Source organism: Arthrobacter glycogeni (assembly GCF_054510815.1).
Map to the genome: position 1 here is coordinate 290,522 of NZ_JBTNDV010000003.1, position 22,094 is coordinate 312,615.

Below are 22,094 nucleotides of genomic sequence, written 5' to 3' on the forward strand. Positions count from 1 at the left end.
CTAGACGACAGCCGGGTGAGTGTTCTCGGTCGGCGATGCCGATGCCGGGGTGGCACCGTCCTTGGCACCGCCCCAGTTCTTCAACATCGCGACGGCGTCCAGCCCGGTGGTGTCCTTGAGCAGCTGGAAGGTCTCCTGCAGCCCGCCGGATACGTTCTTGCTCAACTGGGTGGCACCATCGTTGGAGATGACCGTCATGTTGTCGATTCCCGCCATCGGGGCGGCGATTTCCCGCGCGATCTGCGGGAGGATTTCCATCACCTTGTTGAGAATGGCGGCTTCGTTGAACTGTTCGTAGGCTTTGGCCTGGGCTTCGATTCCCTCGGCCTCAGCAATTCCCTTCTGCCGGACCACATCTGCCTCCGCCTGACCGCGGAGCGCAATGATTTCCGCCTCGGCTGCACCGTTGGCTCGGGTCACTGACGCCGCTGCGTTACCGCGCGCGGTGTTCGCTGCGGCCTCCGCCTCGGCGGTGACCTTGTCACCCTCGGCGCTCAGGCGCCGTTTGGTCAGCGCCACTTCAGCCTCAACCTGATCGGCCTCCGACTGACGCTTGCGCTGCTCGAGCTTACCCGCGGCTTCCTGCTCCACCCGGTACTTCTCGGCGTCGGCAGGCTTGCGGATCTCAATATCCAGTTCACGTTCACGCAGCTCGGATTGCCGCGAAGCAACCTGCTGCTCCTTGACCAGAATCGACTGGCGCTGCTCGGCTGCGGCAAGTGGTCCCGCGGCGTCGGCCTGGGCCTGCCGTGCGTCAGCCACCTCTTTGAGCTCGGCCCGGCGGATGGCCAGGCGCTGCTCGGCGAGCGCCACCTGCTCGTCGGCAATCGCGGCAGCCTCGGCGGCTTCCTGGGCCGCGTTCGCTTCAGCAATCTTCGCCTGCTTCTCTGCGAGGGCCGCCTCGGGACGGCCGAGGTTCTTCAGGTAGCTGGAGTCGTCGTCGACCGACTGGATCTGGAAGGTATCAATCTCCAGACCCTGGTTGTGCATCGAATGCTCGGCCTCTTCCTTGACGCTCTTGGCGAAGGAAGCGCGGTCCTTGATGATGGAATCCACGGTCAGTGTGCCCACGATGGAACGCAACGAACCGGAAAGGGTTTCCTGCGTGTAATGGTCGATCTGGTCCTGCTGGTTCAGGAATCGCTGGGCCGCCCGGCGGACCGCTTCTTCGTCGCCGCCGACCTTGATCTGGGCGACGCCGGTGAGCCGCAGTTTGATGCCGTTCTTGGAGATGCCCTCAATCTGGAGGGTTACCTGGCGTGAGGCGAGCGAAATGGAGAACGCACGCTGGCTGAACGGGTTGATGAATGTGCGGCCGAACACCACGCGCTGGCTTTCCTGGCTGCCTTTGCCGGTGATGATCAGTGCTTCGGACGGGCTTGCAATCCGCAGTGCGAGACGTGCGACGATGGCGGCGACAACTGCCAACACCACCAGCACGGCAAGCACAATGCCGACAACAATAAACTGACTGAGGTCCACTACAGCCCCTTCTGTGGGATTCAATAAGGTTGAGTGGCCGGAAGTTCCAGTGCCCGGCCGAATTGGCTGGGTGATCACTGGAGAGCCCGTGCGGTCCCCCACCGCCCGTCATGTGTCGGACGCCACCCTATGGACCGTACACGACCCGTTCCCGGACCGTAGAGGCTTCAGGGGTCCAGCGACGCCGTCGGGCCGCAGCTCTTACTGCGAGAGCGGCAGCCCGACGACGAGCAGTGCAGGAAAGGCTAGGCCTCCGACACTGCGGCAGCCAGATTGTTCAGCGAGGCTTCAAGGTCGTGGGCGGACACAGCGGGGAACGACACCCGCTTGAGCACCGCCGAATCGGTGACGCTGCTCCAGTCGTAGGTGAGCGTCACTTCGGTGGAGTCGGGGCCCTGCGGCGTCAGCTCCCACACCCACTGCCATCCCGCCGGTTCGGTGCCGGCCTCGGCCGTCTTCCAGGCCAGGAGCTTGTTGTGGTCATAACCCACCACATGGTTGTCGGTTTTGTAGTCGCCGCCCTGCTTGTCCCAGTGCTGGTTCATGGTGAACATCTGTCCCACAGCAGTAATCCGGTCGGACTTCTCGTCAGACTGCACCATGCCTGAGCCATCGATCTGCGCATGTCGCTCGGGGTTGGACAGGACGTTGAAGATGGCGTCTGCTGCTGCGTCAATGACGCGGGTTGCGGTGATGGTCTTGTCACTCATTCTTGTTCTCCTTTGATGGTGTTGGATAAGTGTGCTGCTGGATGCAGCCGATGAAGCGTGCTCATCAGGTTTCGACGACGACGTCGGACGGCAGTTTGTCGGGGCGCCAACCGCGCCACACAGGGTGCCGCAGCTTTCCGGCGCCGGTCCGTTCACTGAACTGGACCTCCCCAACCAACGCCGGGCGTACCCAGTGCGCGTCCGACGCGTCGGCCGCTGGCACGTCGGCCAGCGGGGCAGTTTTTCTGGACATTTTCCGGAGCCGGGACCCGATTTCCGCAAGGTCGCGTTCGGTCAGTCCTGACCCGACCCGGCCAACATACTTCAGGTCGACGCCGTCGGGCACGGCGACCAGCAAGGACCCAACCTTGTGCGCCCGGCTACCCTTCCCCGGCCGCCATCCGACGACCACCACTTCCTGGGTGAGCTGGTGTTTGATCTTGATCCAGCTCCGGGAGCGCCGTCCGGCAGCATAGGTGCCGTGGGTGCGCTTCGCCATGACTCCCTCAAGCCCCAGTTCACGGCTGGCCGCTACTGCTTCCTCAAGGGTGGCGTCCAGGGCCGGGGGTACCTGGATATGGCCGTCCGCGGGAGTGTCGACTGCCTGTTCGAGGATTTCCCGGCGCTGGTCGTACTGCAGTTGCAGGAGCGAATTTCCGTCAAGGTGGAGGAGGTCGAAGACCATGAAGTGCACCGGCGCCTTGCGCCGCGCAGCGTCAATCTCCGCACTCCTGGTGAGGTTGAACCGGTTCTGCAGGAGTCCGAAGTCAGGGCGCCCCGACGTGTTCAGGGCGATGATTTCCCCATCCAGCACTGCGTTCTCCCCGTTGACGTAATCGCCCAGGTCAGCGAGCTCGGGATACAGGAGGGTCATGTCGTTGCCGTTGCGGCTGGTCAGGCGCACTCCGTCGGGCGTGACCGTGGCGATGGCCCGGACCCCGTCCCACTTCATTTCAAAGGCCCAGTCGTCCCCGACGGTCACGTCAGCGTTGGTCCCCGATGTGGCGAGCATCGGCGTGAGGTCTGGCGGTGTTTCGTTGTTGGCCGCCAGGGGTTTGACCCCCGAACCGTGGTCAGACCCCTGGTCCTTCATCAGGTGCATCAACCAGTTCCTTTCGCCCGAACTCCCGCCGGCCCCGGTGTGGATCAGGGCATACCGCCGGACGGCGCTGCCGCTGCGGGCCAGCCCGCCGTCGTCGCGGCCCTGGACGGTACAGATCACCTCTTTGCCCTCACGCCACTTTTCCGCCTCATAGGTGCCGGAATCCCAGATGTACATCTCCCCCGCGCCGTACTGCCCTTTGGGGATGGTGCCCTCAAAGGTTGAGTATTCCAGCGGGTGATCTTCGGTCTGGACGGCGAGATGGTTCGTGTCCGGGGCGTCCGGGGGACCCTTGGGCACCGCCCAGGAGACGAGGACGCCGTCGCGCTCCAGCCGGAAGTCGTAGTGCAACCGGCGGGCGTGGTGTTCCTGGATGACGAACCGGTTGCCGCCGGCATGACCCACGCCGTCGGGGATGGGTTCCGGCGTTTTCGCGACGTCGCGCATGGAACGGTAGGTGTGGAGGCGGTCGGTGGAACCTGCACCATCGCCCGGCGTGGCGTCGTCGTCGTTCCGGCCTTCCGCCGGTCGGTCGTCGAGTCCTGCGAGCAGGTCGCCCAGCTCATGCACCCGGTCCATCATCTGCCGGTAGTCAATCTGCGCCAGCGTGGGGTCATCCAGTTCCGCCCAGGAACGGGGGGCGGCGACGGTCGGGAGCAGTTTGCCGCGCAACGAGTATGGCGCCACAGTGGTCTTGTTCCGGTTGTTCTGGCTCCAGTCGACCAGCACCCTGCCGCCGCGGAGGGACTTCTTCATGTCACTGACAACCCGGTCGGGGTGGTCGGCTTCAAGTGCGCGGGCCAGCTCGTGGGCCACCGTGGACACCTCGTCGGAGGTTTGCGAGCCGTCCAGCGCCGCATAGAGGTGGATGCCCTTCGACCCGCTGGTGACCGGGTACGGCGTGAGACCCATATCCTCCAGGATTGCGCGGGCGTCGCGGGCAACCCCGGCGCACTCCGCGAGGCTGACCCCTTCTCCCGGGTCAAGGTCGAGCACCAGCCGGTCCGGGTTGCTGATTTCCCCGTCAACCCCGAACCGCCACTGCGGTACATGGATTTCCAGGGCGGAAATCTGGCCGAACCAGGTCAAGGTGGCCAGGTCATTGACCATCGGGTACAGGTTGACATGGTCCGTGTGGGCAATCGGATGGCGTTGCACCCAGACCGGTGCCGACTGTTCGAGGTTCTTCTGGAAAAACACCTGACCGGGTTTCTCGGCCGTCCCCACCCCGTTGACCCAGCGTTTGCGGGTGACCGGGCGGTCGCGGGCGTGCGGGATCAGGTACCCGGCAATGGCGGCGTAATAGGCGAGGACGTCAGCCTTGGTGGTGCCGATCTGAGGGTAGATCACCCTGTCCAGGTTGGTCAGCCGAAGGCGCTGCCCGTCCACAGTGACGGTCTGCTGCAGCTGGCCTTTACTGGAACCCATTGGACCAGTCTTGTCCGGAATGGCACCAAACTCCACCCATGGGAGACCAGCCACCCCGGGGTCAGTCGCTGAACTGCTCCTGGTACTGGGCCACCAGCCGCTCCCAGTCGGCGGGGTTTTGCCCGAGCGGCCGCTCGTTCAGCAGGTCGTCGAGGCCGATCAGCGTGAAGTGCCAACCCGCTGCCGAGTTGCCGGCCGCCTCCGGATCCTGCAGGGTGTTGGTCAGGGAGAGCAGGCAACCGGAATCGCCGTCGTTCTCAAGCCCCCAGCTCAGCACCTCACGGTCCCAGGTGTAGGCGAGGAGCCGCGGCTTCTCAGCGTCGAGGACCTTGCCTTTCGTGGGCCGCTCCCCGGGGAACGTGAAGGTCACCTCGGCACCCCGGCGTGGCAACAGGTCCATTTCGCAGGGGAACCAGTACTTGAGTTTGCGTGGGTCCGTCAGGTGCTTCCACAGCACTGCTGCGGGGAAGTCGTACCGCATCTCGAACCGGAGGGCCGGCTTCCCGTCGACTGTCGTCTTGGCGACCATGGGCTGGGCTTTTTCAGGATTCACCAAGCCATCGTATCGGCGGAACCCAAACACTGGTTCACTTGGTACATGAGAGCCATCTGGAAGGGCGCCGTCGCTTTTGGGCTGGTCAACGTGCCGGTCAAGGTCTACAGCGCCACCGAAGATCATGACATCAACCTCCACCAGGTCCACGACAAGGACGGCGGTCGTATCCGCTACCAGCGTCGCTGCGAAATCTGCGGGGAGGTGGTCGAATATAAGAACATCGATAAGGCGTACGACGACGGTGAGCGCACCGTGGTGCTCACTGAAGAGGATTTTGCTACGCTTCCCGTTGAGAAAAGCCGCGAGATCGGCGTCGTGGAGTTCGTTCCCAGCGACCAGATCGACCCGATCATGCTTGACCGCTCCTACTTCCTGGAACCGGATTCGACCTCCACCAAGGCTTACGTCCTGCTGCGGCGCACCCTTGAGGAGACTGACCGTACGGCGATCGTTCAGTTCACACTGCGGCAAAAGAGCCGGCTTGGTGCCCTCCGCGTCCGCGGCGATGTGCTCATGCTCCAGTCGCTGCTGTGGGACGACGAGGTGCGGGAGGCCAAGTTCCCGGCTCTCGATGAGCGGGTGCGGATCTCGGCCAAGGAGAAGGAAATGTCGGCGGCCCTGGTCGACTCCTTCTCCACCGACTTCGACCCCGAGAACTTCACCGACGAGTACCAGGAACAGCTGCGCACCCTCATCGACGCGAAGCTTCAGAAGGGTGAGGCGCTCGACACGGAGGAGACGTTCGGGGAATCCGGTGACGACGGCGGCGGCAAGGTCCTGGACCTGATGGAGGCGCTGCGGCGGAGCGTCGAAAAGAATCGCGAGAAGAAGGGCGCCGCCGGCACGAAGGCGTCCGAGCCGAAGACCACTGCACCAGCCAAAGCAAAATCGAAAGGAGCCTGATGGCCTACCCGCCCTCCCCCCTGTCCGGCTTTTTCACCAATTCGCGGGGCGAACAGACCATCGCGCAGGCTCCCAACGCACCTGTGCTCGGGTGGACCATCTTTGGGATTGCCTCCCGGATGGCGCGGCGGGAAGACAACCGGCGGATTCTGCGGACCGTCAGTATCGCCTGCCTGGGTCTCTGGGCGGTACTGGAGTTAGTAAATGGCGAGAGTGGGTTCCGCCGGACCCTGGGCGCGGTGACCCTGGGCTGGCTCGCGCTACGCTAGCCCGCTGCCGGGGTTGTCCCCCGGGAACCCCCAGAATTCCCAGGAACGAAGCGATACCCCACCTGCCCTGCCCACCGGACTCTAGGCGAGCGCGCTGAAGGCTTCGGCCTTCGCGGTTGGCCCGGCAACGATGATGAGGTCGTCACTGTACAGGGTGGTCTGGGCCGTGGTGTGACCCCACTCGCCGCCGCTTCGTCTGACCGCGACGACTGTGACACCGTGTCTGGCACGGATGCCAGTTGTTCCCAACTCCCGGTCCCAGATTTCGCGGGGCGGACGTGTCTTGACGAGAGCGAAGTTGTCTTCAAATTCAACATAGTCGAGCATTGCCCCCCGCACGAGGTGGGCTACCCGTCTGCCCATGTCGTGTTCCGGACGGATGACATGCTCAACACCGAGCTGGACAAGGATCTGAGCGTGGGCTTCACTGACTGCCTTCGCCCAGATGGTAGTTTTCTCGAATCGCAGCAGCAGCGAGGTGGTGAGGATGCTCGCTTCCAGATCGCTGCCGATTCCCACCACAACCCGATCAAAATCGTGGACCGAGAGCTGCCGGAGAACCTCAGGGTTTGTCGAGTCTGCACGCACCACATGGGTCAGCCGCCCGTTGAAGGCCTGGACAATATCTTCGCGGGCGTCGATTCCCAGCACTTCGGTGCCGGCGTCGGCCAGTTCGAGCGCGAGGGATCCACCGAACCGACCGAGCCCGATCACCGCAACGGAGTCAGCTTCAGCGATCCGGTCGAGGGTCTTCGGGGAAAATAGGCTAGCCAATGAGTGGCCTTTCTTTCGGGAACTCGTAGAGAACGGGCCGTGACCGGAGGGCCAGGGCGGATGCGAGGGTGATGGTGCCCAGCCGTCCGACAAACATGACAGCCACGAGGACCAACTGCCCGGCGGCTGGAAGTTGAGCGGTAATCCCCGTGGACAGTCCCACGGTTGCGAACGCTGAAACCACCTCGAACAGCAGCCGGTCAAGACCGACGTCGGTGATCAGCATGAGGACCATGGTGGAACCCACGACCAAGGCCACCGAGAGGAGCACCACGGTGATTGCCTGCCGGTGTACTGAGCGAGGCAGCCGCTTTCCGAACACGTTCACCGCGGCACCACCGCGAATCTCCGTATATAGGATGAAGAACAGCACCCCGAAGGTAGTGATTTTAAGACCGCCCGCAGTTCCAGCAGGTCCACCGCCGATGAACATCAAAAGGTCCATGATGAGCCAGGTCACCGGGTTGGCCTGGCTCAGGTCAACGCTGTTAAAGCCTGCGGTGCGGGTCTGCACCGACTGGAAAAACCCGGCCAGGATCTTGTCCTGGGTACTGAGCGGGCCGAGCGTCCCGGGATTGGACCACTCAACCGCCGTAATGAAAAGTGCTCCGGTGAACAACAGGATTACCGTTCCGCTGAGCACCAGTTTGGTGTTCATGCTCCAGCGCCGGGGCACCCGGAACTCCTTGAGCAGTTCGAAAACGACGGGAAAGCCGACTCCGCCGATGATCACGGCAACCGCGATGGGCAGGCAGATCCACGGATCGGAAACGAACCTCATGAGGTTGTCGCTGAAAAGGGCGAAACCGGCGTTGTTGAAGGATGAGACCGAGTGGAAGACCCCCAGCCAGGCAGCATCCAGCGGGCTGTGGCCGTAGCCCGCCCAGAACCGCACCGCGAGGACGACGGCGGTTGCTGCCTCAACCACAAGTGTCACCTTCAGCACCCCCAGCAGCACCCGCCGGACGTCACCGAATCCTGAGCTCTTGGTCTCGGCGGCCACCGAAATCCGGGACTTCAGTCCTAGTCGGCGCGCAAGCAGCACTCCCAGGAGGGAGGCGAAAGACATGATCCCGAACCCGCCGAGCTGGATCAACGCCAGGATGATGACTTGCCCCAGTGGCGTCCAGTACACGGCGGTGTCGACCACAGTCAGCCCCGTCACGCAGACAGCTGATGTGGCAGTAAAGAGTGCTTCGAGCAAGGTCGCGCCGCCGGGACCGACCTTGGAGACTGGCAGCATCAGCAGGCCGGTGCCCACAGCGATGGCGGCGGCGAACCCCGTGACGATGAACTGGGCCGGGTGCTTCGGCGAGAGTGCTTCCACCACGGTGGCCAACCAGCGGGCCGCCGAGTGCATGGCAGGCGCAACCCAAGCGCGCGCCCCATCGACGACGGCCTTGAAGGACTTCACCGCGTGAACCAACCACTCAACAGATCGACGGCCCCGCAGAGCCGCGGGCTAACGTCTCAATTGAACCGCCCGTCTTAGGCAGAACCGGCGATCTTTATGGGTTCTTTACGGTCTGATGGCCAAGGTGTCCCGGAGTTAGCCCACTGCATCTCCTCACGGGGCCGCCCCTTTAGCGGGTGAGCTGGTCCGCCAGGGCGGCGAGACCGTCGGTGGTATAGGTCGGTGGCGTGGCGTAGGTGGGATACGGGACGCCGGAGCGATTGATCCATGCCGTCTGCAGGCCCGCCCGGGCTGCCCCGTCAATGTCCCACGGATGCACAGCAACCAGCAACATATCCGCGGGGGCGGTGCCGCAGCGGACGGCAGCGTACGCATACGACGCCGGTGCGGGCTTCCAGAGCGGAGCATCCTCAACGGACAGCAGCAGTTCGAAATGCTCCCGCACCCCACCCCGCTTCAGGAGGGAGTCCGCCGTAGCAGTCGCGCCGTTGGTGAGCGCCACCAGGCGGTGCCCGGCATGGGCGAGCCGCCCGACGGCGTCGGGAACATCCTGATGCACCGGCAACGCCTGCAGGCAGCCCAGAAGATGGGCGACGGCGTCGTCGATGCTGCGGTTGAGCCGCCGGCCCGCGAGAATCGAACGCAGCGTAGCGTCGGCGATGACCGAGAACCGTTCGTTGGCGCCGGCAGCGGCGAGGCCAAAACCGTCGCGCAGCACCCCGGCGAACCAACTGCCCGCCAGCTCCTCGGGCACTCCAACCTCCGCGAAATACTGCGCCATGGGCGACAAATCAGAGAGGGTTTCGTTGACGTCGAAAACTATGACCGGCGTAGCCATTATTGCCGGTAGCTTTCTACCTGGTCGATTGGGCGTGCCCCGGCGTCGGCCGGGTCACCGCCGGCGTCCTGCCGGGCGCGGCGCTGGCGCAACAAATCCCAGCATTGGTCAAGGTCCTGTCCCACCCGGCGCAGCCGCTCACGGCGGGATTCGGCGTCCTCGACCGTGCCCTCCCGGAGCTGGTGTTCTTCATCGACGAGCTTCTGGATGCGTTCCAGCAGGTCCCGGTTTTCCATGACGAAATCTCCTCGACGTTGTGTGTGGCTTCAGGGTGTCAGGCTATGTAGTCCTGGGCCGAAAAACCAGCCCGTTGCATCCTGGCGCAGCGTCAAAGAACTTTCGGATTTTGCACAGCCCGAGGATGGCCTAAACTGGGAGCTGTTGCTCTGCGCTGATGCGCAGCGGAACACTCGCCTGTGTAGCTCAGTCTGGTAGAGCATCCGCTTCACACGCGGAAGGCCCGGGGATCAAGGCCCCGCGCAGGCACCACTACCGGCCCTTCGCTCATCGCGGCGGGCCGGTTTGGCTTAACCGGGAGACCAGCAGGCTTGCTTTCAAAGCTCGATCGTCGGAAGGATGGAGCTATGGCATACTCACCCAGCACCGCAATAGTCACCGGATCCGACTCAGGAATTGGCCGGGCGACAGCCCTTGCCCTCGCAGAGGCTGGGTGCGATGTCGGGATCACCTGGCACTCCGACGAGGACGGCGCCAACGAAACCGCCCGCCTGGTCCGCGAGTTTGGACGTGCTGCGGTGGTTGCCCAACTCGATACCACCGATGCCCCAGCATGCGGCGACGTGGTGGACCAGATGATCAGCGACCTCGGTGGAGTCGATGTGTTCGTCAACAACGCAGGCGTCAACGGCGGCACCCCCTTCATGGACACCAGCTACGACGAATGGCGGGGTACCGTCGCCGCCAACCTCGACGGGGCGTTCGTCTGTATCCAGCGCGCCGCTGCGACAATGATTTCGGCGGGAAACGGCGGCAGGATCATCGCCGTCACCAGCGTTCACCAGGAGCAGCCCCGCGTCGGTTCGGCCGCCTACGACGCATCAAAGCACGGCCTCGGCGGACTGATCAAGACCATCGCCCTGGAGTTGGGCGACCAGGGGATCACCGCCAACGCTGTCCTGCCGGGGGAAATTTCGACACCGATGAACGACGCCGGCGACAAGGATCCCCACGATGTCGACCGACCAGGCATTCCCCTGGGCCGCCCCGGAGCGGCCGAGGAAGTCGCAGCGGTAATTGGGTTTCTTGCATCCCCCGCGTCCAGTTACGTCAACGGCGCCTCATGGGTGGTAGACGGCGGCATGCTGCAGATGGGCCCGCAGGCCGGCTCGCATCTGACGAGCGGAGACTGGCGCTCGGTTTAAGTAGCGTCCGGGCGGCCCCGGACGCTCAGGTGGCATTCACCTGCTGTTCAGGCTGGGACAGTACGTTGGGTTATCAGCCTCCCGTACTGAAAGGAATTCCGTCCATGGACACTTCATCGCCATCCCGCGATCACATCAAGGACTGGTCTACCCTCCGCAGCGGGCAGCAGGTCGCGTTCAATCATCACAGCGACGGGCCGGTAGCTGGCGTCGTCGAGATGCGCACCGACGACGCGTCGGTGCTGTGGATCCAGCTCAACGGCGGCGCGGGTCGACGCCTGATTCACTGCGACGACGGCTACCGGCTCAAGCGGGCCGATTAGTCACGACCCACTACCGGCTACAGCGGCAACTCCCGCAGATAGCCGGCAAACCCGCCCGGCGTGCGGCCCATCGTCCTGGCGGAGGTGGTCGCCCTGATGGTATCCACAGCCGACCATGTGACACCCAGCGCTTTCAGGCGATCCACCAGATCAACATCCTCGTGGACATCCAGCGCCGCGAACCCGTCTGCCAGCAGATAGCTATCCGCCCGGAATCCAAGATTTGCCCCATGGATGTAGTTGTGCCCATGCTCGAGCGGATGCGCCGCGTGCCAGGCCCGCTCCCGTTCAACGCCTAGCCCCGCTGGATCGGGCACCACGGTCCCCAACACCAACTGCACTCCTTGGGCAGCCAACCGGCACTGCTCGACAAGCCAGTGTCGTGGCACCACGGTGTCGGCGTCGGTATTCGCCACCCAAATCCCGCCGGGCGGCCGACCTACCCGCTCGATGGCGTGAGCGATGCCCGCCCGGCGTGCTGGTCCGACCGACGCGAAATCGACATCCAGCGCCCGGGCAAACGGATACTCTCTCACCACCTCCGCTGACGAGTCGGTGCAGCCGTCCAGCACCACAATGACCGTCAGGTCAACGGTGGGGTAGGCGTCCGCGAGCGCCCCGCTAGCCACGTCGAGGGCGGCAAGACATAGCGGCAGGCTCTCCTCCTCGTTCCGGGCGGGAACGACGACGACGACAACCTCGGGGAGCTGCTGGGCTGTCACAGCACACCGGTCGCCCGGGCCACCGAGACCGCCGGTGGATGGACCAACAGGTCGATGCGGAAATCCTCCTCGCATTGTTCAGCCAACAGAGCCAGCGGTGATGACCTGCGGAAAATCTCGTGCACGGTGTCCCCGTCCAACTCCCAGCCGTCCACCGGGTGACGCCAATGGCAGAGCAGCACCACGCCGTCGGGAGTCAAGGACGCGACCGCCCGGGCGACGACGTCGAGCAGCTGCGGACGGGTGAGAAAGTATCCCACCTCGGAAATTACTATGAGATCGAATTCGCCTGCGGGCCAGTCCCGCGGCACCGAGGCCGCCTGGGCCGTGGCGGCCGGATAGCCAGCCAGTCTGTGCTGGGTGGCAGCGACCGCCGTTGGGCTGATGTCCAGAGCAAGTAAAGAATCTGAGCGCGCCGCGAGCTCGGCTGAGAGCACCCCAATCGAGCACCCTAGTTCGAGTGTTGCGGCGAACCGTTCCCTCGGCAGCAGCGCCAATGCCACCGACCGTTTGCGGCGTTCGTAGAACCGGTCCTGGAGCCCCCACGGGTCGTCGGCTGCCGCGTGCAACCGCTCAAACACACCCGAGGTTGGAGTGGGGATGAAGGTTTCAAAACCGCGGGCGAAGTGGTCAAGGAACGCCGGTGCGAGCAGAGCCTCATCACCGGGCGCCCCGGACAGCGGCGCCGTCTGACTGGCGTGCAGGAGCAACGCCGACTGCTTCAACGCCTGCTCGTCACCGGCCAGGTCAAGCACCGCAAGGCGTTCCCAGGGCACTTCCGGGGAATCCGGGGTCGCCCAATGCCAGAGCCATACCGGGTATTCCAACAACGGCATATTCAAGTCGGTGGCCAGCATGGCTGCCGCCTCGCCAGCGGCCTCATGATCGCCGTGCCCGTCCCCCCGCCAGGGCGCCACCAGCAGGAGGCGTTCGTCAGGCCGTCCGCCCATCGCAGCAATCCGGCGCAGTTGGCCAACGAGCTCCCCAGCGTCCAGCAAGCCGTCGGGTAGGTCGAGGAAATGTGTCCGCGCTGAGGGCGCGAGTAACTCCACGGCTTCCTCCAGTTCCCTTCGCCGCACCTCGGCCAGCTGAACCGGGGTGTGTGTCGGGGAGTTCGGATGGGACGCTTCGCCGTTGGTGGCGACGACGATGTCCGTTGCCACTCCAGCGCTGGCCAGACGGCGGACCAGCCCGGCCGCGCCGAGCGTCTCGTCATCAGGGTGCGCTGCGACCAGCATCACGCGCTCAGGCATCCGTCCGTCAAAGAGTGCCTCAAGGCTGAGCTGCGCGTCGCTCCGCCAGTCCTGGCTCCAGCTCTGTTCGGGTGTCCCTGCCTCGTCATGGGTAAAGGTCACCATGGGGCAACCTCCGTTTGGTGGAGGTGGCGCCCCAGTGACGCTGCATCGCGTTCGGCGTGATGCTGCCGCAGGTAGACCTGCAGGTCGGCAACCCGCCGCGCGTGGTCTTCCTCAAGCACCAGCGGGGCGGGCCCCAACCCGTGAGCCACCGTTGAGAGTACCGATTCGGCGGCGACCGCAACGATCCCCCTGACCCGTGCGGCAAGCAGCGCCCCAGCAGCGCCCGCCGCCCTGCCGGCGTCGACGTCGGCCGCTGCCCCGGCCAACGCTACCCGGGCTGCGTGCAGGTGCCAGTCCACCTCGCCGAGGTGCATCAGCGCCACCTGATCAGGTGGTCGTTCCCCGAACGAGCGCAGCAGCCGCCGGGCGACACCTACCGCTCCGCCGTACCAGCACGCAGCTACCCCCAATCCGCCCCAGGCGAACCCGTCGCGTTCCAGATACCAGTTGTCGGGGCCGACCGGTGAAACGGGTACCTGGTCGAAGTCGACGGGCCCGCTGTCCACTGCGGTGAGCCCGCGGCTCACCCAGGTACCGGAGATTGCTGTGACTCCCCGCTGCCGCAGGTCAACCGTGAAGGCACGCCGTTCGCCGTCGGGGACGTGAGCCGTCACCACCGCCAGGTCGAGCCTGCTCGCCAAGGAACACCAGGGCTTGCGTCCGGTCAGGAGCCAGGCGTCGTCGATGCCTGGCTTCGCATCAAGGCGGGCTCCGGGTGCTTCGGCGGCGAACACACCCCAGGTGCCGGCAGTCACCGGCAGCTGGGCCTGCTGCAAGATGGCCAGGGCGTCCAAATGAGGTTCGACGGTGCGGGCGACCGACAGATCAGCGGCGGCGAGGGTCGCCAGCGTCTCCCACAGAACTACAGTCGATCCCGCGCCGGGAACTGGGGTCATCTTTCCGACGTCCGCGGCCAGAGTAAGGGCATGCGGCACCGACCCTGCAGCGGCCAGCGCCCGGTCGTAGAGGGCGTCCCGGTCGTTGAGGGCAGCCTCTGTGTCTGACCCACTCGTCAAAAGTACTGCCCGCTTCGGCGTCGTCACATGGTCCTCTTCCTCTGGCGATCCAATCATCAGCATACTTAGTCAATCCGGGTTCGTCGTCGTCGGGAAACCTGGCGAGACGGGCGACGCCTTGACGGGGGAGGATTTTCGGAGTGGGCTTAGGTCCCACACTCCGACGGCGGAAGGCACCCGATGGCATCCCTCTGGCAGGCGACTCGGCCCCACATCCCGACCGACCCCTTTACTCCTGATGCCAGCTTCGACTCTGTGGTGGTAGGCGCCGGAATCACCGGGATCTGCACCGCGTTGCTGCTTGCGCGATCCGGCCAACGAGTCGCCGTCCTGGAGGCCCGACGTGCTGGCGATGTCACCACCGGGAATACCACCGGTAAAATCTCGCTTCTGCAAGGAACCCAGCTGTCCACCATTATCCGGCATCACGACGCCGACATCGCGCGTCACTACGTCACCGGGAACCTTGAGGGACAGTCCTGGTTGCTGCGTTTCTGCAGTGACCACGGGATTCCGTTCGACACCACTGATGCGGTCACCTACGCGGTCACGGATTCCGGTGCTGTTGCCCTCGCAGCCGAGCGTGATGCCTGCCTCCAGGCAGGGTTGACGCCCATCCTGGAGGATGTCTCTACCCTGCCGTTCGCTGTCACCGGCGTGCTGCGCCTCCCCGGACAGGCGCAATTCCACCCCCTGCAGGGCCTTGCCGGCCTCGCGGCAGACCTGCGGGCCCACGGCGGTCACCTCGTTGAGGGGGTCAGGGTGCAAGGAATCAGCACCGGCAGGCTCAAGGGTGACAAGATCCAGGTCAATACCCCGCGCGGGTCGGTGACCGCCGAAAACCTGATCCTTGCAACCGGTACGCCGATCCTCGACCGTGGGGGCCACTTCTCCGTTCTTACCCCGCAGCGGTCCTACGCGGTGGCGTTCGCCGTCGACGACGGGGCGCCGCAGGGTGTCGACCAGATGTACCTTTCCATCGACTCGCCGACGCGTTCCCTGCGGACCGCCGTCGTCGACGGTCGCAGCTACCTGATTGTCGGCGGCAACGGGCACCGGGTGGGCCGCGAAAGCCACACGCAGGGTCTCGTTGATGATCTGGTGCGCTGGACCCGGGGACACTTTCCAGCGGCGCGGCCGGTTCATTTCTGGTCCGCGCAGGACTACGAACCTGCGTCCGCCCTGCCCTACGTGGGCAAGCTGCCCCTCAGCCGCCACCGAATCTACACGGCAACCGGCTACAACAAGTGGGGTATGACCAACGCGGTGGCAGCCGCGCTGGCTTTATCGGCCGAGATTCTCGGTGGACAGATGCCCTGGGCCAACAAGCTCTACGCCACTCGGATCGCCCGGCAGGACGCGCTCAGCACCGTCAGGTCGAACGCCGGCGCCGGGTTGGAGTTGCTGAGCGGCTGGCTGGGCGGGCTGGCCCGCACCAGCACGGTGAGTCCACCGGAGGGTCAGGGCATCGTGGTTCGCAACGGTGCGCGGCCTGTGGGCGTCTGCGTGGTCGACGGCGTGACCCACCGGGTATCGGTGGTCTGCCCGCACCTAGGCGGCGTCCTGGGCTGGAACGACGCCGAACGGTCCTGGGATTGTCCCCTGCACGGCTCACGTTTTACCGCGGATGGAACCCTTCTGGAAGGACCTGCTACCCGCGACCTCACGCCAGGTTCCTGACCGGCCGGTGGGTACCCGGCCGTGAGCGCCAGCTGCCTGCCGGGTAGCTCGGCGCGAGGGTTGAGCACGGGTGGGGCCAACGCCACAAGAGCTACTAAGGTGGCTTATGGTAGTAGTTCCCGCTGGATTTCCACAACATTCGCGGTCTAGGGTGAAGATGCATTCACCCCTTACTTTGACTCTCCCGGGATCGGGCGGGCTGGTCCGACTCACAGGAGGATAGTTATGAAGGCGTCCAAAACACTGACCGATAACATGCAGGCCGTACTGGTGGAGCTCATTGAGCTCCACCTACAAGGAAAGCAGGCTCACTGGAACGTCGTCGGGAAGAACTTCCGCGACATGCACCTGCAGCTTGATGAGATCATCGACGACGCCCGCCTCTTCGCCGACCAGATCGCCGAGCGCATGCGTGCCCTGCATGCGGTACCCGATGGCCGCAGCACATCAGTTGCGAAGGGCACCACCCTCAATGAGTTCCCGGCGGGACTGGTCTCGACCAAGGACACGGTCACCATGGTCGTCGCAATGCTTGAGGGCACTGTGAAAACTATGCGTGACGTCCACGATCAGATCGACGAGGAAGATCCCACCACGGCCGACATCCTGCACGGCTTCATCGAAAAGCTTGAACAGTACGCGTGGATGGTTGACGCTGAAAACATGGAGCCGACGGCGACGGTAACGAAGCCCGCCAGGGTCTAGGCGTCCGCTGATCTTCCGCTCGCTCAAGGCGGCCGATGAGTCCGGTTTGACCGAGATGTCGTTTCGTCATGCGGCGCTGATCTACTGGCACTGTTGCCTTCGCCGGGTCGGTAGGTAAATCTCCAGTGCTGAGGTGATCAGTGTCGCTTGGGGCTTGCCCTCTGTCCTCTGCGTTCTGGATATCGGAGCGGATGGAGCCATAGTATGAATCCGTGGAGCAGGCAGAAGTATTCCAGTGCGAGCGAGCCAGACTTGTCAGCGTCGCGACTCGGGTGCTCGACGATCGTCATGAGGCTGAAGACATCGTGCAGCAGACTTGGTTCCGGCTAGACAATAGCGCGGCCGAGATTGAGAATCTTCCGGCCTGGTTGACCAAGGTAACCACGCGGTTGTGCGTCGATCGCCTTCGCGCCCGGGTACCCGCTCCCCATGAATTCCAGGAAACTTTTGCGACGCTCGCGGGGGACCGCGGCGGGCCAAGGAACCTTGGTCACGACCCGGTTGAGTCAGTCGAGCAGAGGGAGTCCGTCGGCCAGGCGTTGCGGGTGGTCGTCGATCGTCTGACCCCGAATGAGCGTGTCGCGCTCGTGCTGCACGAGTCGTTCGCTTACGACTTCGACACTATCGGCGAGATACTGGGCCGTACCCCGGCCGCCACCCGGAAGCTCGCCTCCCGAGCGCGCGCCAAGGTCGCGAACGTACAGAGGGGCGGACCAGTCACCGACGGGCGAGTCGTCGATGCCTTCATGGCAGCCGCGCGAGGGAGCGACCTGATCCGGCTCTTGGCCCTGCTCGCTCCCGGAGCGAGCGTGAGGGCCGACGCCGCGGCGATCGCGTCGGGCACCCCCCAACAAATCGAGGGTCAAGAAGCCGTTGCGCGCTTCTTCAACGGCAGCGCGCACGCAGCGCTTCCGGTATTTGTCAATGGTCGACCAGGTGCCGCTTGGTTCCACCGCGGGCGGCCCATGGTCGCGTTTGACTTCGCCGTTGTAGATGGCGCAATAGAGTCGATCGTGTTTCGTGCCGAACCGGAGGTGCTCGCGGGTATCGTTCGTCGCACCGGGCTAACCGTTATGCCTGACATGACCGGATCCGTAACGGATTGAGCCGGTTCGGTCACATATTTGGCCACCCACTCGTCAAAGGGATAGGAGCCGCCGCAGGGCGCGACGCCAGGAAGAGGAAACCATGAAGACGATGACCTGCCACGATCTTGGCGGACCTTGCGAACTAGCGCACAGAGCGGCAACAGCCGATGAGATTATTAAGGCACAGGACCGGCACCTGAAGGAGACAGTCAAGGCGGGGGACGTCAAACACGCGGAGGCACGTGACGAAATGAAGCGCCGCTGGATGCGACCCAAGAAAGCGCTCGACTGGTACAACGGAGTCAAGCGCGCCTACGCCGAGCTCCCTCCGGGTTGAGTGCACGGATGCGCACTGTGACATCGGTCTTGGCGCTCAAGAGGCCGACTGGCTAGCCGCGGCCGAGCTGATCTAACCCGACTTCGCGCGCCGCACCACCCGGTGCCCGCTGACCCGCCTTCCCCGCTTAGTTGCCGGGGAAGGCGGGTTTTTCCTTGGCAAGAAAGGCCCGGGTTCCTTCGCGCATGTCCGACGTAGTGAAAGCCTGCTTGAAGGATTCGGCTTCGATGGCCAGACCGTCGGTGGTGGATAGACCCTCTACGCGTGCCACCGTCTCCTTCACCGCGGCGACCGCCGTGGGAGATTGCCTGGCAATTGCTCCGATCGTTTTCCGTGCGGCCGCGAGCAGCTCATCCTGGTCGCTGAAAATCGCGTTGACGAGGCCCAATCGAAGCGCCTCATCCGCTGGGATACGCCGACCGGTGTAGAGCAGTTCCCGGGCTACGGCGGGTCCCACCCTGCGCTGCATTCTGACGGAACCACCGAACCCCGGAACAAGCCCCAGACTCACCTCCGGTTGGCCAAAAGAGGCTGCTCTTGTGGCATAAATGAAATCACAGGCCATCGCCAGCTCACATCCTCCGCCCAGGGCGTACCCGTTGACTGCAGCGATAACCGGTACCGGGAGAGCCTCCAGCGTGAGCGTAAGCGCCTGCATCCTGGTGCTGTACGCCCAGGCTTGATCGGGTGTCATTGCGGCCATTTCGCGAATATCCGCCCCGGCTACAAATGCCTTCTCGCCCGCTCCGGTGATGATTGCGCCGCGGAATGGCCAGTCGCCGTCGTCGGCCGCCGTGCTGAGAACGTTGAAGACGGCCTCCAAATCGTCGAGTACCTGTGACGACAGAGCGTTGAGCGCCTCCGGCCGGTTGAGGGTGATGGTGACCAATGAGTCCTCGTGGGTGACCAGGACGGTCGAATATTGCTTGAGCTGCATGGGCTGCGGCGCTTTCCTGTCGGCGGTGACTTAGGTGGTGAATAGGCGATCTATGGGAGCAGCTCGGGCGGGAGGATCAAGAGCAGCCCTATTGCTGAACCGTTGAAGACCACATGGGTGATGATCGCTGGCCCCAGTCGGCCGGTCCACACGGTAAGGACGCCGCAGATTACTCCCACCGTGAAGGTGCCGACCAGCAGGTAGACCGAGGAGCGGAGGTCGGCAACCGCGCCGGTATGCAGCAGGCCGAAGGCGAGGGAACTGATGAGGATTGCCACCACTGTCGCAGTCGTCAGGGAGCGCCGTGGGGTTGCGGGCGAGACCTTGCCTTTGGCGGAGCCACGTAACCACCATGCGTTCTGGACGGCACGCAGGACGAGTCCACGGTTGAAGAGTTCCTCAAGGAACGGCGCGATCAGCGCCCCGCCGAGGACCGCGTTCACAAAGATCCAGCCAGTGTCGCCGGTCAGGAAGACTCCGGCGTTTCCTTGCAGAACTTCACCTTCACCGAGTGGCCAGAGCAGGGTGATGATCACCTGTACGAGTGCCAGGATGATGCGCGCCGCGATGCCCACGCCAACCCCGATCGCCAGGTCGATCCACTTGAACCGCAGCCCGAAGTCACTGGCCAGCGATCCGAAGCCCCACACCCGCGATGCGAGAATGCTGGTCCCCAGAAGGGCGATCCAGGTGAAGCACAATGACACGAAGACCAGCTCAGGCCCGAACGGGAGGACCGAGGAGAGGGCCAGCGTAGCCCCCAGGGGTAACGCCAGTACCAGCACCAGACCGGTTGCCGCCTGCCAGAGTCCCCACCCCGGCCTGAGGGGTCCTGCCGGGCTATGCTGTGCGGGGTTGGCGAACCGGGCGTGTGGCGCACCGTTCAGGCCGTCTATTGGACCAGCTGCCTGCGCCCCGGACGGGTCGGGGGTGGGTTTGATCCGCATAGTCAGCACACTACCCGCACGCCTCACTGACCGCAGCAATCGCCGACATCGCAGGCCGATGCCATTGACCAAACGTGTTTAGGGGTTTTAGGTAAAGGAATCAGTCCGAGCGTTAGAACGGGTGAAATAGATGAATGAGTTTGGTTTACCGCCCGGGTTTGTCTTGGGAACCTCCACCGCTGCCGCGCAGATTGAGGGCGGGATCCACCAGGGCGGGCGCGGCGAGAGTATCTGGGACGCTTACGCGAGGACCCACACGAACATCCTTGATGCGTCGAGCGCTGCGATCGCCTGCGATCATTATCATCGGTATGCCGAGGACTTCGACCTGCTCCAGCAATTGGGCGGGCAGGTGTACCGGATGTCGATCGCCTGGCCGCGGATCCAGCCGATGGGTCGCGGACCGGCCAACCCGGAGGGCGTTGCCTTCTACCATCGACTGCTCGATGCCTTGCTGGAGCGCGGCATTCAGCCCTGGGTCACCATCTACCACTGGGACTTGCCCCTTGCGCTACAGGATGCCGGCGGCTGGCAGAACCGTGACACGGTTGGCGCCTTCGCCGACTACACCCGGATCCTTCGCGACGAGTTCGGCACCAAGGTTGCTGCCTGGATGACCCTGAATGAGCCGGTGGTGCATGCCGGCGTCGGGCATGCGATCGGACACGCCGCACCGGGTCTGATGCTGCTGGGCAGTGCCTTCGTCGTCGCTCACCATCTACTGTTGGCGCACGGTCACGCGGTGCGGATTCTGCGCGAGACCCTCTCCACCCCAGTGGGAATCGTCAATAACCATTCCCCGGTGGAACCTGCCACAGACTCCGACAAGGATGCGCGTCTTGCGGTGCTCTACGACCATTATCACAACGGCCAGTTCGCCGGCCCGGTCCTCGCCGGCAGATATCCGCCCGAACTGGAGGAGGTGGACGGGATCTCCTTCGAGGTAATCCAGGACGGCGACATGGAAATCATCTCAGCACCGCTGGACTTCTACGGCGTCAACTATTATTTCCCCACCAAGGTCGGGGCGGCTCCCCCGTTTTACCCGGTGCCTTTTGCTCCGAAGCCGTACGACGGCGTCCCGGTCACCGACTTCGGCTGGCCCGTCCTGCCTGCCGGTCTACCCACAATTTTGAAGCAGCTCAAGGCTTCGTATCCCCATCTACCCCCGGTGTACGTCACAGAGAACGGCTGCGCGTACGACGACGAACCGCAGGGCGGGTCGGCTGGCCGGAACGGCGGTCTGCAGGACACCCGGCGGATCGAGTTCCTCGAGAAGCATCTCGCGGCGATCGGTGAAGCAGTGGCCGCCGGCATTGACGTGCGCGGCTATTTCCACTGGACCCTGATGGACAACTGGGAATGGCAGGAGGGGTATACGAAGAAGTTTGGTCTGGTGCGATTGGAACCCGCGACACTGGAGCGGGTGCCGCGTGCATCCTTCTACCGTTACGCGGAGATCATCCGCTCGGTCAGCGGCCCGCATCCCACCGAGCAAAACCCTCCAACGAAGTAGCGAACCTGGCAGCCCATCCCCTGATGGCGGACTATTACTTCATCTGACACAGGCGCAAGAGCGACAGGTAAAAGGCTGTCTGGAGGGGGCAAAAGGGGCACGCTCCCCCCTACCGGGTGGCCAGTTAAACTCCGTGTCGGTGGCAGCTGTGATCATCGAGAGGTCAGCATCCGTTAGACAACCGCCAACCGAGAGATCCCCACGCAGCGGTGGTATTGAAGCGAACGGAGGGGCTTCACCCTAGAACGGTGGTGGGGTTTCTGGTCGCGGTGTTGGTGGTGGGTTGGGTTTGGTGGTGTAGGTTTCCCCGGCGGGGGAGATCGCGATGATCGTCCCGGGTTCAGGTTGGGTGTAATGCCAGAAACCCTCCGTTTTGAACATGTGGTGACGTTTACAGAGCGCTGCAAGATTTGAGTAACTGGTCGTCCCGCCCCGGGACCAGGGGATCGTGTGGTCGAGTTCGCAGAACACCGCCAACCGATTACACCCCGGATGCCGACAGGTCCCGTCTCTGACTCTCACAGCATCTTGGAGGTCTTTGGGGACCCGGTACGTGGTCGCATCAGCACCCAACCTGGCCCCCGTGAAGGGGTGGGTGAGGATCCTC

23 protein-coding genes and 1 tRNA gene are annotated in these 22,094 nt (G+C 64.1%); 10 read left to right on the forward strand and 14 right to left on the reverse strand.

The genetic code is table 11. The features are described from left to right. The 4 genes from ACX80G_RS05320 to ACX80G_RS05335 all read right to left on the reverse strand — a co-directional run bounded on the left by ACX80G_RS05320 (position 1) and on the right by ACX80G_RS05335 (position 5,275). A complete protein-coding gene (locus tag ACX80G_RS05320) occupies positions 1-1,482 on the reverse strand; it encodes a flotillin family protein (protein WP_459306166.1) in 1,482 nt (493 codons plus the stop codon). A 245-nt stretch (positions 1,483-1,727) separates the two neighbouring features. After that, on the reverse strand, positions 1,728-2,192 hold the full coding sequence (locus tag ACX80G_RS05325; protein WP_459306168.1) for an SRPBCC family protein: 465 nt from the start codon (positions 2,190-2,192) through the stop codon (positions 1,728-1,730). Positions 2,193-2,256: 64 nt separating this feature from the next. Next, positions 2,257-4,722, reverse strand: a complete 2,466-nt coding sequence (locus ACX80G_RS05330; RefSeq protein WP_459306170.1) for an ATP-dependent DNA ligase — start codon at positions 4,720-4,722, stop codon at positions 2,257-2,259. A 61-nt stretch (positions 4,723-4,783) separates the two neighbouring features. Continuing rightward, a complete protein-coding gene (locus ACX80G_RS05335; RefSeq protein ID WP_459306172.1) occupies positions 4,784-5,275 on the reverse strand; it encodes an SRPBCC domain-containing protein in 492 nt (163 codons plus the stop codon). A 45-nt stretch (positions 5,276-5,320) separates the two neighbouring features. Between ACX80G_RS05335 and ku the strand changes: the two genes are divergently transcribed. Next, positions 5,321-6,181, forward strand: a complete 861-nt coding sequence (gene ku / locus ACX80G_RS05340; RefSeq protein ID WP_459306175.1) for a non-homologous end joining protein Ku — start codon at positions 5,321-5,323, stop codon at positions 6,179-6,181. Next, positions 6,181-6,450 carry a hypothetical protein gene (locus tag ACX80G_RS05345; protein WP_459306177.1) on the forward strand — a complete coding sequence of 90 codons (270 nt, stop codon included), beginning with the start codon at positions 6,181-6,183 and terminating at the stop codon, positions 6,448-6,450. Before ku ends, ACX80G_RS05345 begins: the two co-directional genes overlap by 1 nt. Positions 6,451-6,531: 81 nt before the next feature. On the opposite strand, the gene ACX80G_RS05350 is transcribed toward ACX80G_RS05345, so the two are convergent. From ACX80G_RS05350 to ACX80G_RS05365, 4 genes are all read right to left on the reverse strand, one after another. Next, positions 6,532-7,224 carry a potassium channel family protein gene (locus ACX80G_RS05350; protein WP_459306179.1) on the reverse strand — a complete coding sequence of 231 codons (693 nt, stop codon included), beginning with the start codon at positions 7,222-7,224 and terminating at the stop codon, positions 6,532-6,534. Beyond that, positions 7,217-8,584, reverse strand: a complete 1,368-nt coding sequence (locus ACX80G_RS05355; RefSeq protein WP_459306238.1) for a TrkH family potassium uptake protein — start codon at positions 8,582-8,584, stop codon at positions 7,217-7,219. Before ACX80G_RS05355 ends, ACX80G_RS05350 begins: the two co-directional genes overlap by 8 nt. 223 nt (positions 8,585-8,807) lie before the next feature. Beyond that, positions 8,808-9,476 carry a haloacid dehalogenase type II gene (locus tag ACX80G_RS05360; RefSeq protein WP_459306181.1) on the reverse strand — a complete coding sequence of 223 codons (669 nt, stop codon included), beginning with the start codon at positions 9,474-9,476 and terminating at the stop codon, positions 8,808-8,810. Next, on the reverse strand, positions 9,476-9,712 hold the full coding sequence (locus tag ACX80G_RS05365) for a DUF2630 family protein (RefSeq protein WP_459306183.1): 237 nt from the start codon (positions 9,710-9,712) through the stop codon (positions 9,476-9,478). Before ACX80G_RS05365 ends, ACX80G_RS05360 begins: the two co-directional genes overlap by 1 nt. Before the next feature lie 176 nt (positions 9,713-9,888). Here ACX80G_RS05365 and ACX80G_RS05370 point away from each other — a divergent pair. The 3 genes from ACX80G_RS05370 (at position 9,889) to ACX80G_RS05380 (ending at position 11,181) form a co-directional block, all read left to right on the forward strand. After that, positions 9,889-9,965 (forward strand) — tRNA-Val (locus ACX80G_RS05370). 95 nt (positions 9,966-10,060) lie between these two features. Beyond that, entirely contained in the window at positions 10,061-10,858 is a 798-nt protein-coding gene (locus tag ACX80G_RS05375; RefSeq protein ID WP_459306185.1) for an SDR family oxidoreductase, read from the forward strand. 104 nt (positions 10,859-10,962) lie between these two features. Continuing rightward, on the forward strand, positions 10,963-11,181 hold the full coding sequence (locus tag ACX80G_RS05380; RefSeq protein WP_459306187.1) for a hypothetical protein: 219 nt from the start codon (positions 10,963-10,965) through the stop codon (positions 11,179-11,181). Between the two features lie 17 nt (positions 11,182-11,198). On the opposite strand, the gene ACX80G_RS05385 is transcribed toward ACX80G_RS05380, so the two are convergent. From ACX80G_RS05385 to ACX80G_RS05395, 3 genes are read right to left on the reverse strand one after another with little or no spacing between them, the layout of a single operon-like run. Further along, complete coding sequence (locus ACX80G_RS05385; RefSeq protein WP_459306189.1) at positions 11,199-11,903, reverse strand: glycosyltransferase family 2 protein; 705 nt, start codon at positions 11,901-11,903, stop codon at positions 11,199-11,201. Next, positions 11,900-13,261, reverse strand: a complete 1,362-nt coding sequence (locus ACX80G_RS05390; RefSeq protein ID WP_459306191.1) for a bifunctional PIG-L family deacetylase/class I SAM-dependent methyltransferase — start codon at positions 13,259-13,261, stop codon at positions 11,900-11,902. The genes ACX80G_RS05385 and ACX80G_RS05390 overlap by 4 nt, the downstream gene beginning before the upstream one ends. Next, a complete protein-coding gene (locus tag ACX80G_RS05395; protein WP_459306193.1) occupies positions 13,255-14,334 on the reverse strand; it encodes an acyl-CoA dehydrogenase family protein in 1,080 nt (359 codons plus the stop codon). Before ACX80G_RS05395 ends, ACX80G_RS05390 begins: the two co-directional genes overlap by 7 nt. A 123-nt stretch (positions 14,335-14,457) precedes the next feature. Between ACX80G_RS05395 and ACX80G_RS05400 the strand changes: the two genes are divergently transcribed. From ACX80G_RS05400 to ACX80G_RS05415, 4 genes are all read left to right on the forward strand, one after another. Continuing rightward, entirely contained in the window at positions 14,458-15,957 is a 1,500-nt protein-coding gene (locus ACX80G_RS05400; RefSeq protein ID WP_459306195.1) for an FAD-dependent oxidoreductase, read from the forward strand. A 225-nt stretch (positions 15,958-16,182) separates the two neighbouring features. Next, entirely contained in the window at positions 16,183-16,662 is a 480-nt protein-coding gene (locus ACX80G_RS05405) for a Dps family protein (RefSeq protein WP_459306197.1), read from the forward strand. Between the two features lie 212 nt (positions 16,663-16,874). Beyond that, complete coding sequence (locus tag ACX80G_RS05410; protein WP_459306199.1) at positions 16,875-17,768, forward strand: sigma-70 family RNA polymerase sigma factor; 894 nt, start codon at positions 16,875-16,877, stop codon at positions 17,766-17,768. A gap of 82 nt (positions 17,769-17,850) precedes the next feature. Continuing rightward, positions 17,851-18,087 carry a DUF1059 domain-containing protein gene (locus ACX80G_RS05415; RefSeq protein ID WP_459306201.1) on the forward strand — a complete coding sequence of 79 codons (237 nt, stop codon included), beginning with the start codon at positions 17,851-17,853 and terminating at the stop codon, positions 18,085-18,087. A gap of 127 nt (positions 18,088-18,214) precedes the next feature. On the opposite strand, the gene ACX80G_RS05420 is transcribed toward ACX80G_RS05415, so the two are convergent. Next, entirely contained in the window at positions 18,215-19,024 is an 810-nt protein-coding gene (locus ACX80G_RS05420) for an enoyl-CoA hydratase/isomerase family protein (protein WP_459306202.1), read from the reverse strand. Between the two features lie 50 nt (positions 19,025-19,074). Further along, a complete protein-coding gene (locus ACX80G_RS05425) occupies positions 19,075-19,971 on the reverse strand; it encodes a CPBP family intramembrane glutamic endopeptidase (protein ID WP_459306204.1) in 897 nt (298 codons plus the stop codon). A gap of 130 nt (positions 19,972-20,101) precedes the next feature. Here ACX80G_RS05425 and ACX80G_RS05430 point away from each other — a divergent pair, with 130 nt between their 5' ends. Then, positions 20,102-21,487 (forward strand): GH1 family beta-glucosidase, encoded by a 1,386-nt coding sequence (locus ACX80G_RS05430; RefSeq protein WP_459306206.1) that lies wholly within the window; start codon positions 20,102-20,104, stop codon positions 21,485-21,487. Positions 21,488-21,727: 240 nt separating this feature from the next. Here the strand turns inward: ACX80G_RS05430 and ACX80G_RS05435 are convergent. Continuing rightward, positions 21,728-22,094, reverse strand: a 367-nt coding sequence (locus ACX80G_RS05435) for an HNH endonuclease (RefSeq protein WP_459306208.1), incomplete at its 5' end; no start/stop codon positions are given.

Excerpts from the sequence above, each read along its gene's own strand:
- ACX80G_RS05325 (WP_459306168.1), bottom strand. The coding sequence starts at position 2,192 with ATGAGTGACAAGACCATCACCGCAACCCGCGTCATTGACGCAGCAGCA.
- ACX80G_RS05330 (WP_459306170.1), bottom strand. The coding sequence starts at position 4,722 with ATGGGTTCCAGTAAAGGCCAGCTGCAGCAGACCGTCACTGTGGACGGG.
- ku (WP_459306175.1), top strand. The coding sequence starts at position 5,321 with ATGAGAGCCATCTGGAAGGGCGCCGTCGCTTTTGGGCTGGTCAACGTG.
- ACX80G_RS05345 (WP_459306177.1), top strand. The coding sequence starts at position 6,181 with ATGGCCTACCCGCCCTCCCCCCTGTCCGGCTTTTTCACCAATTCGCGG.
- ACX80G_RS05355 (WP_459306238.1), bottom strand. The coding sequence starts at position 8,584 with ATGCACTCGGCGGCCCGCTGGTTGGCCACCGTGGTGGAAGCACTCTCG.
- ACX80G_RS05360 (WP_459306181.1), bottom strand. The coding sequence starts at position 9,476 with ATGGCTACGCCGGTCATAGTTTTCGACGTCAACGAAACCCTCTCTGAT.
- ACX80G_RS05365 (WP_459306183.1), bottom strand. The coding sequence starts at position 9,712 with ATGGAAAACCGGGACCTGCTGGAACGCATCCAGAAGCTCGTCGATGAA.
- ACX80G_RS05375 (WP_459306185.1), top strand. The coding sequence starts at position 10,061 with ATGGCATACTCACCCAGCACCGCAATAGTCACCGGATCCGACTCAGGA.
- ACX80G_RS05380 (WP_459306187.1), top strand. The coding sequence starts at position 10,963 with ATGGACACTTCATCGCCATCCCGCGATCACATCAAGGACTGGTCTACC.
- ACX80G_RS05390 (WP_459306191.1), bottom strand. The coding sequence starts at position 13,261 with ATGGTGACCTTTACCCATGACGAGGCAGGGACACCCGAACAGAGCTGG.
- ACX80G_RS05395 (WP_459306193.1), bottom strand. The coding sequence starts at position 14,334 with ATGATTGGATCGCCAGAGGAAGAGGACCATGTGACGACGCCGAAGCGG.
- ACX80G_RS05400 (WP_459306195.1), top strand. The coding sequence starts at position 14,458 with ATGGCATCCCTCTGGCAGGCGACTCGGCCCCACATCCCGACCGACCCC.
- ACX80G_RS05405 (WP_459306197.1), top strand. The coding sequence starts at position 16,183 with ATGAAGGCGTCCAAAACACTGACCGATAACATGCAGGCCGTACTGGTG.
- ACX80G_RS05415 (WP_459306201.1), top strand. The coding sequence starts at position 17,851 with ATGAAGACGATGACCTGCCACGATCTTGGCGGACCTTGCGAACTAGCG.
- ACX80G_RS05420 (WP_459306202.1), bottom strand. The coding sequence starts at position 19,024 with ATGCAGCTCAAGCAATATTCGACCGTCCTGGTCACCCACGAGGACTCA.
- ACX80G_RS05425 (WP_459306204.1), bottom strand. The coding sequence starts at position 19,971 with ATGCGGATCAAACCCACCCCCGACCCGTCCGGGGCGCAGGCAGCTGGT.
- ACX80G_RS05430 (WP_459306206.1), top strand. The coding sequence starts at position 20,102 with ATGAATGAGTTTGGTTTACCGCCCGGGTTTGTCTTGGGAACCTCCACC.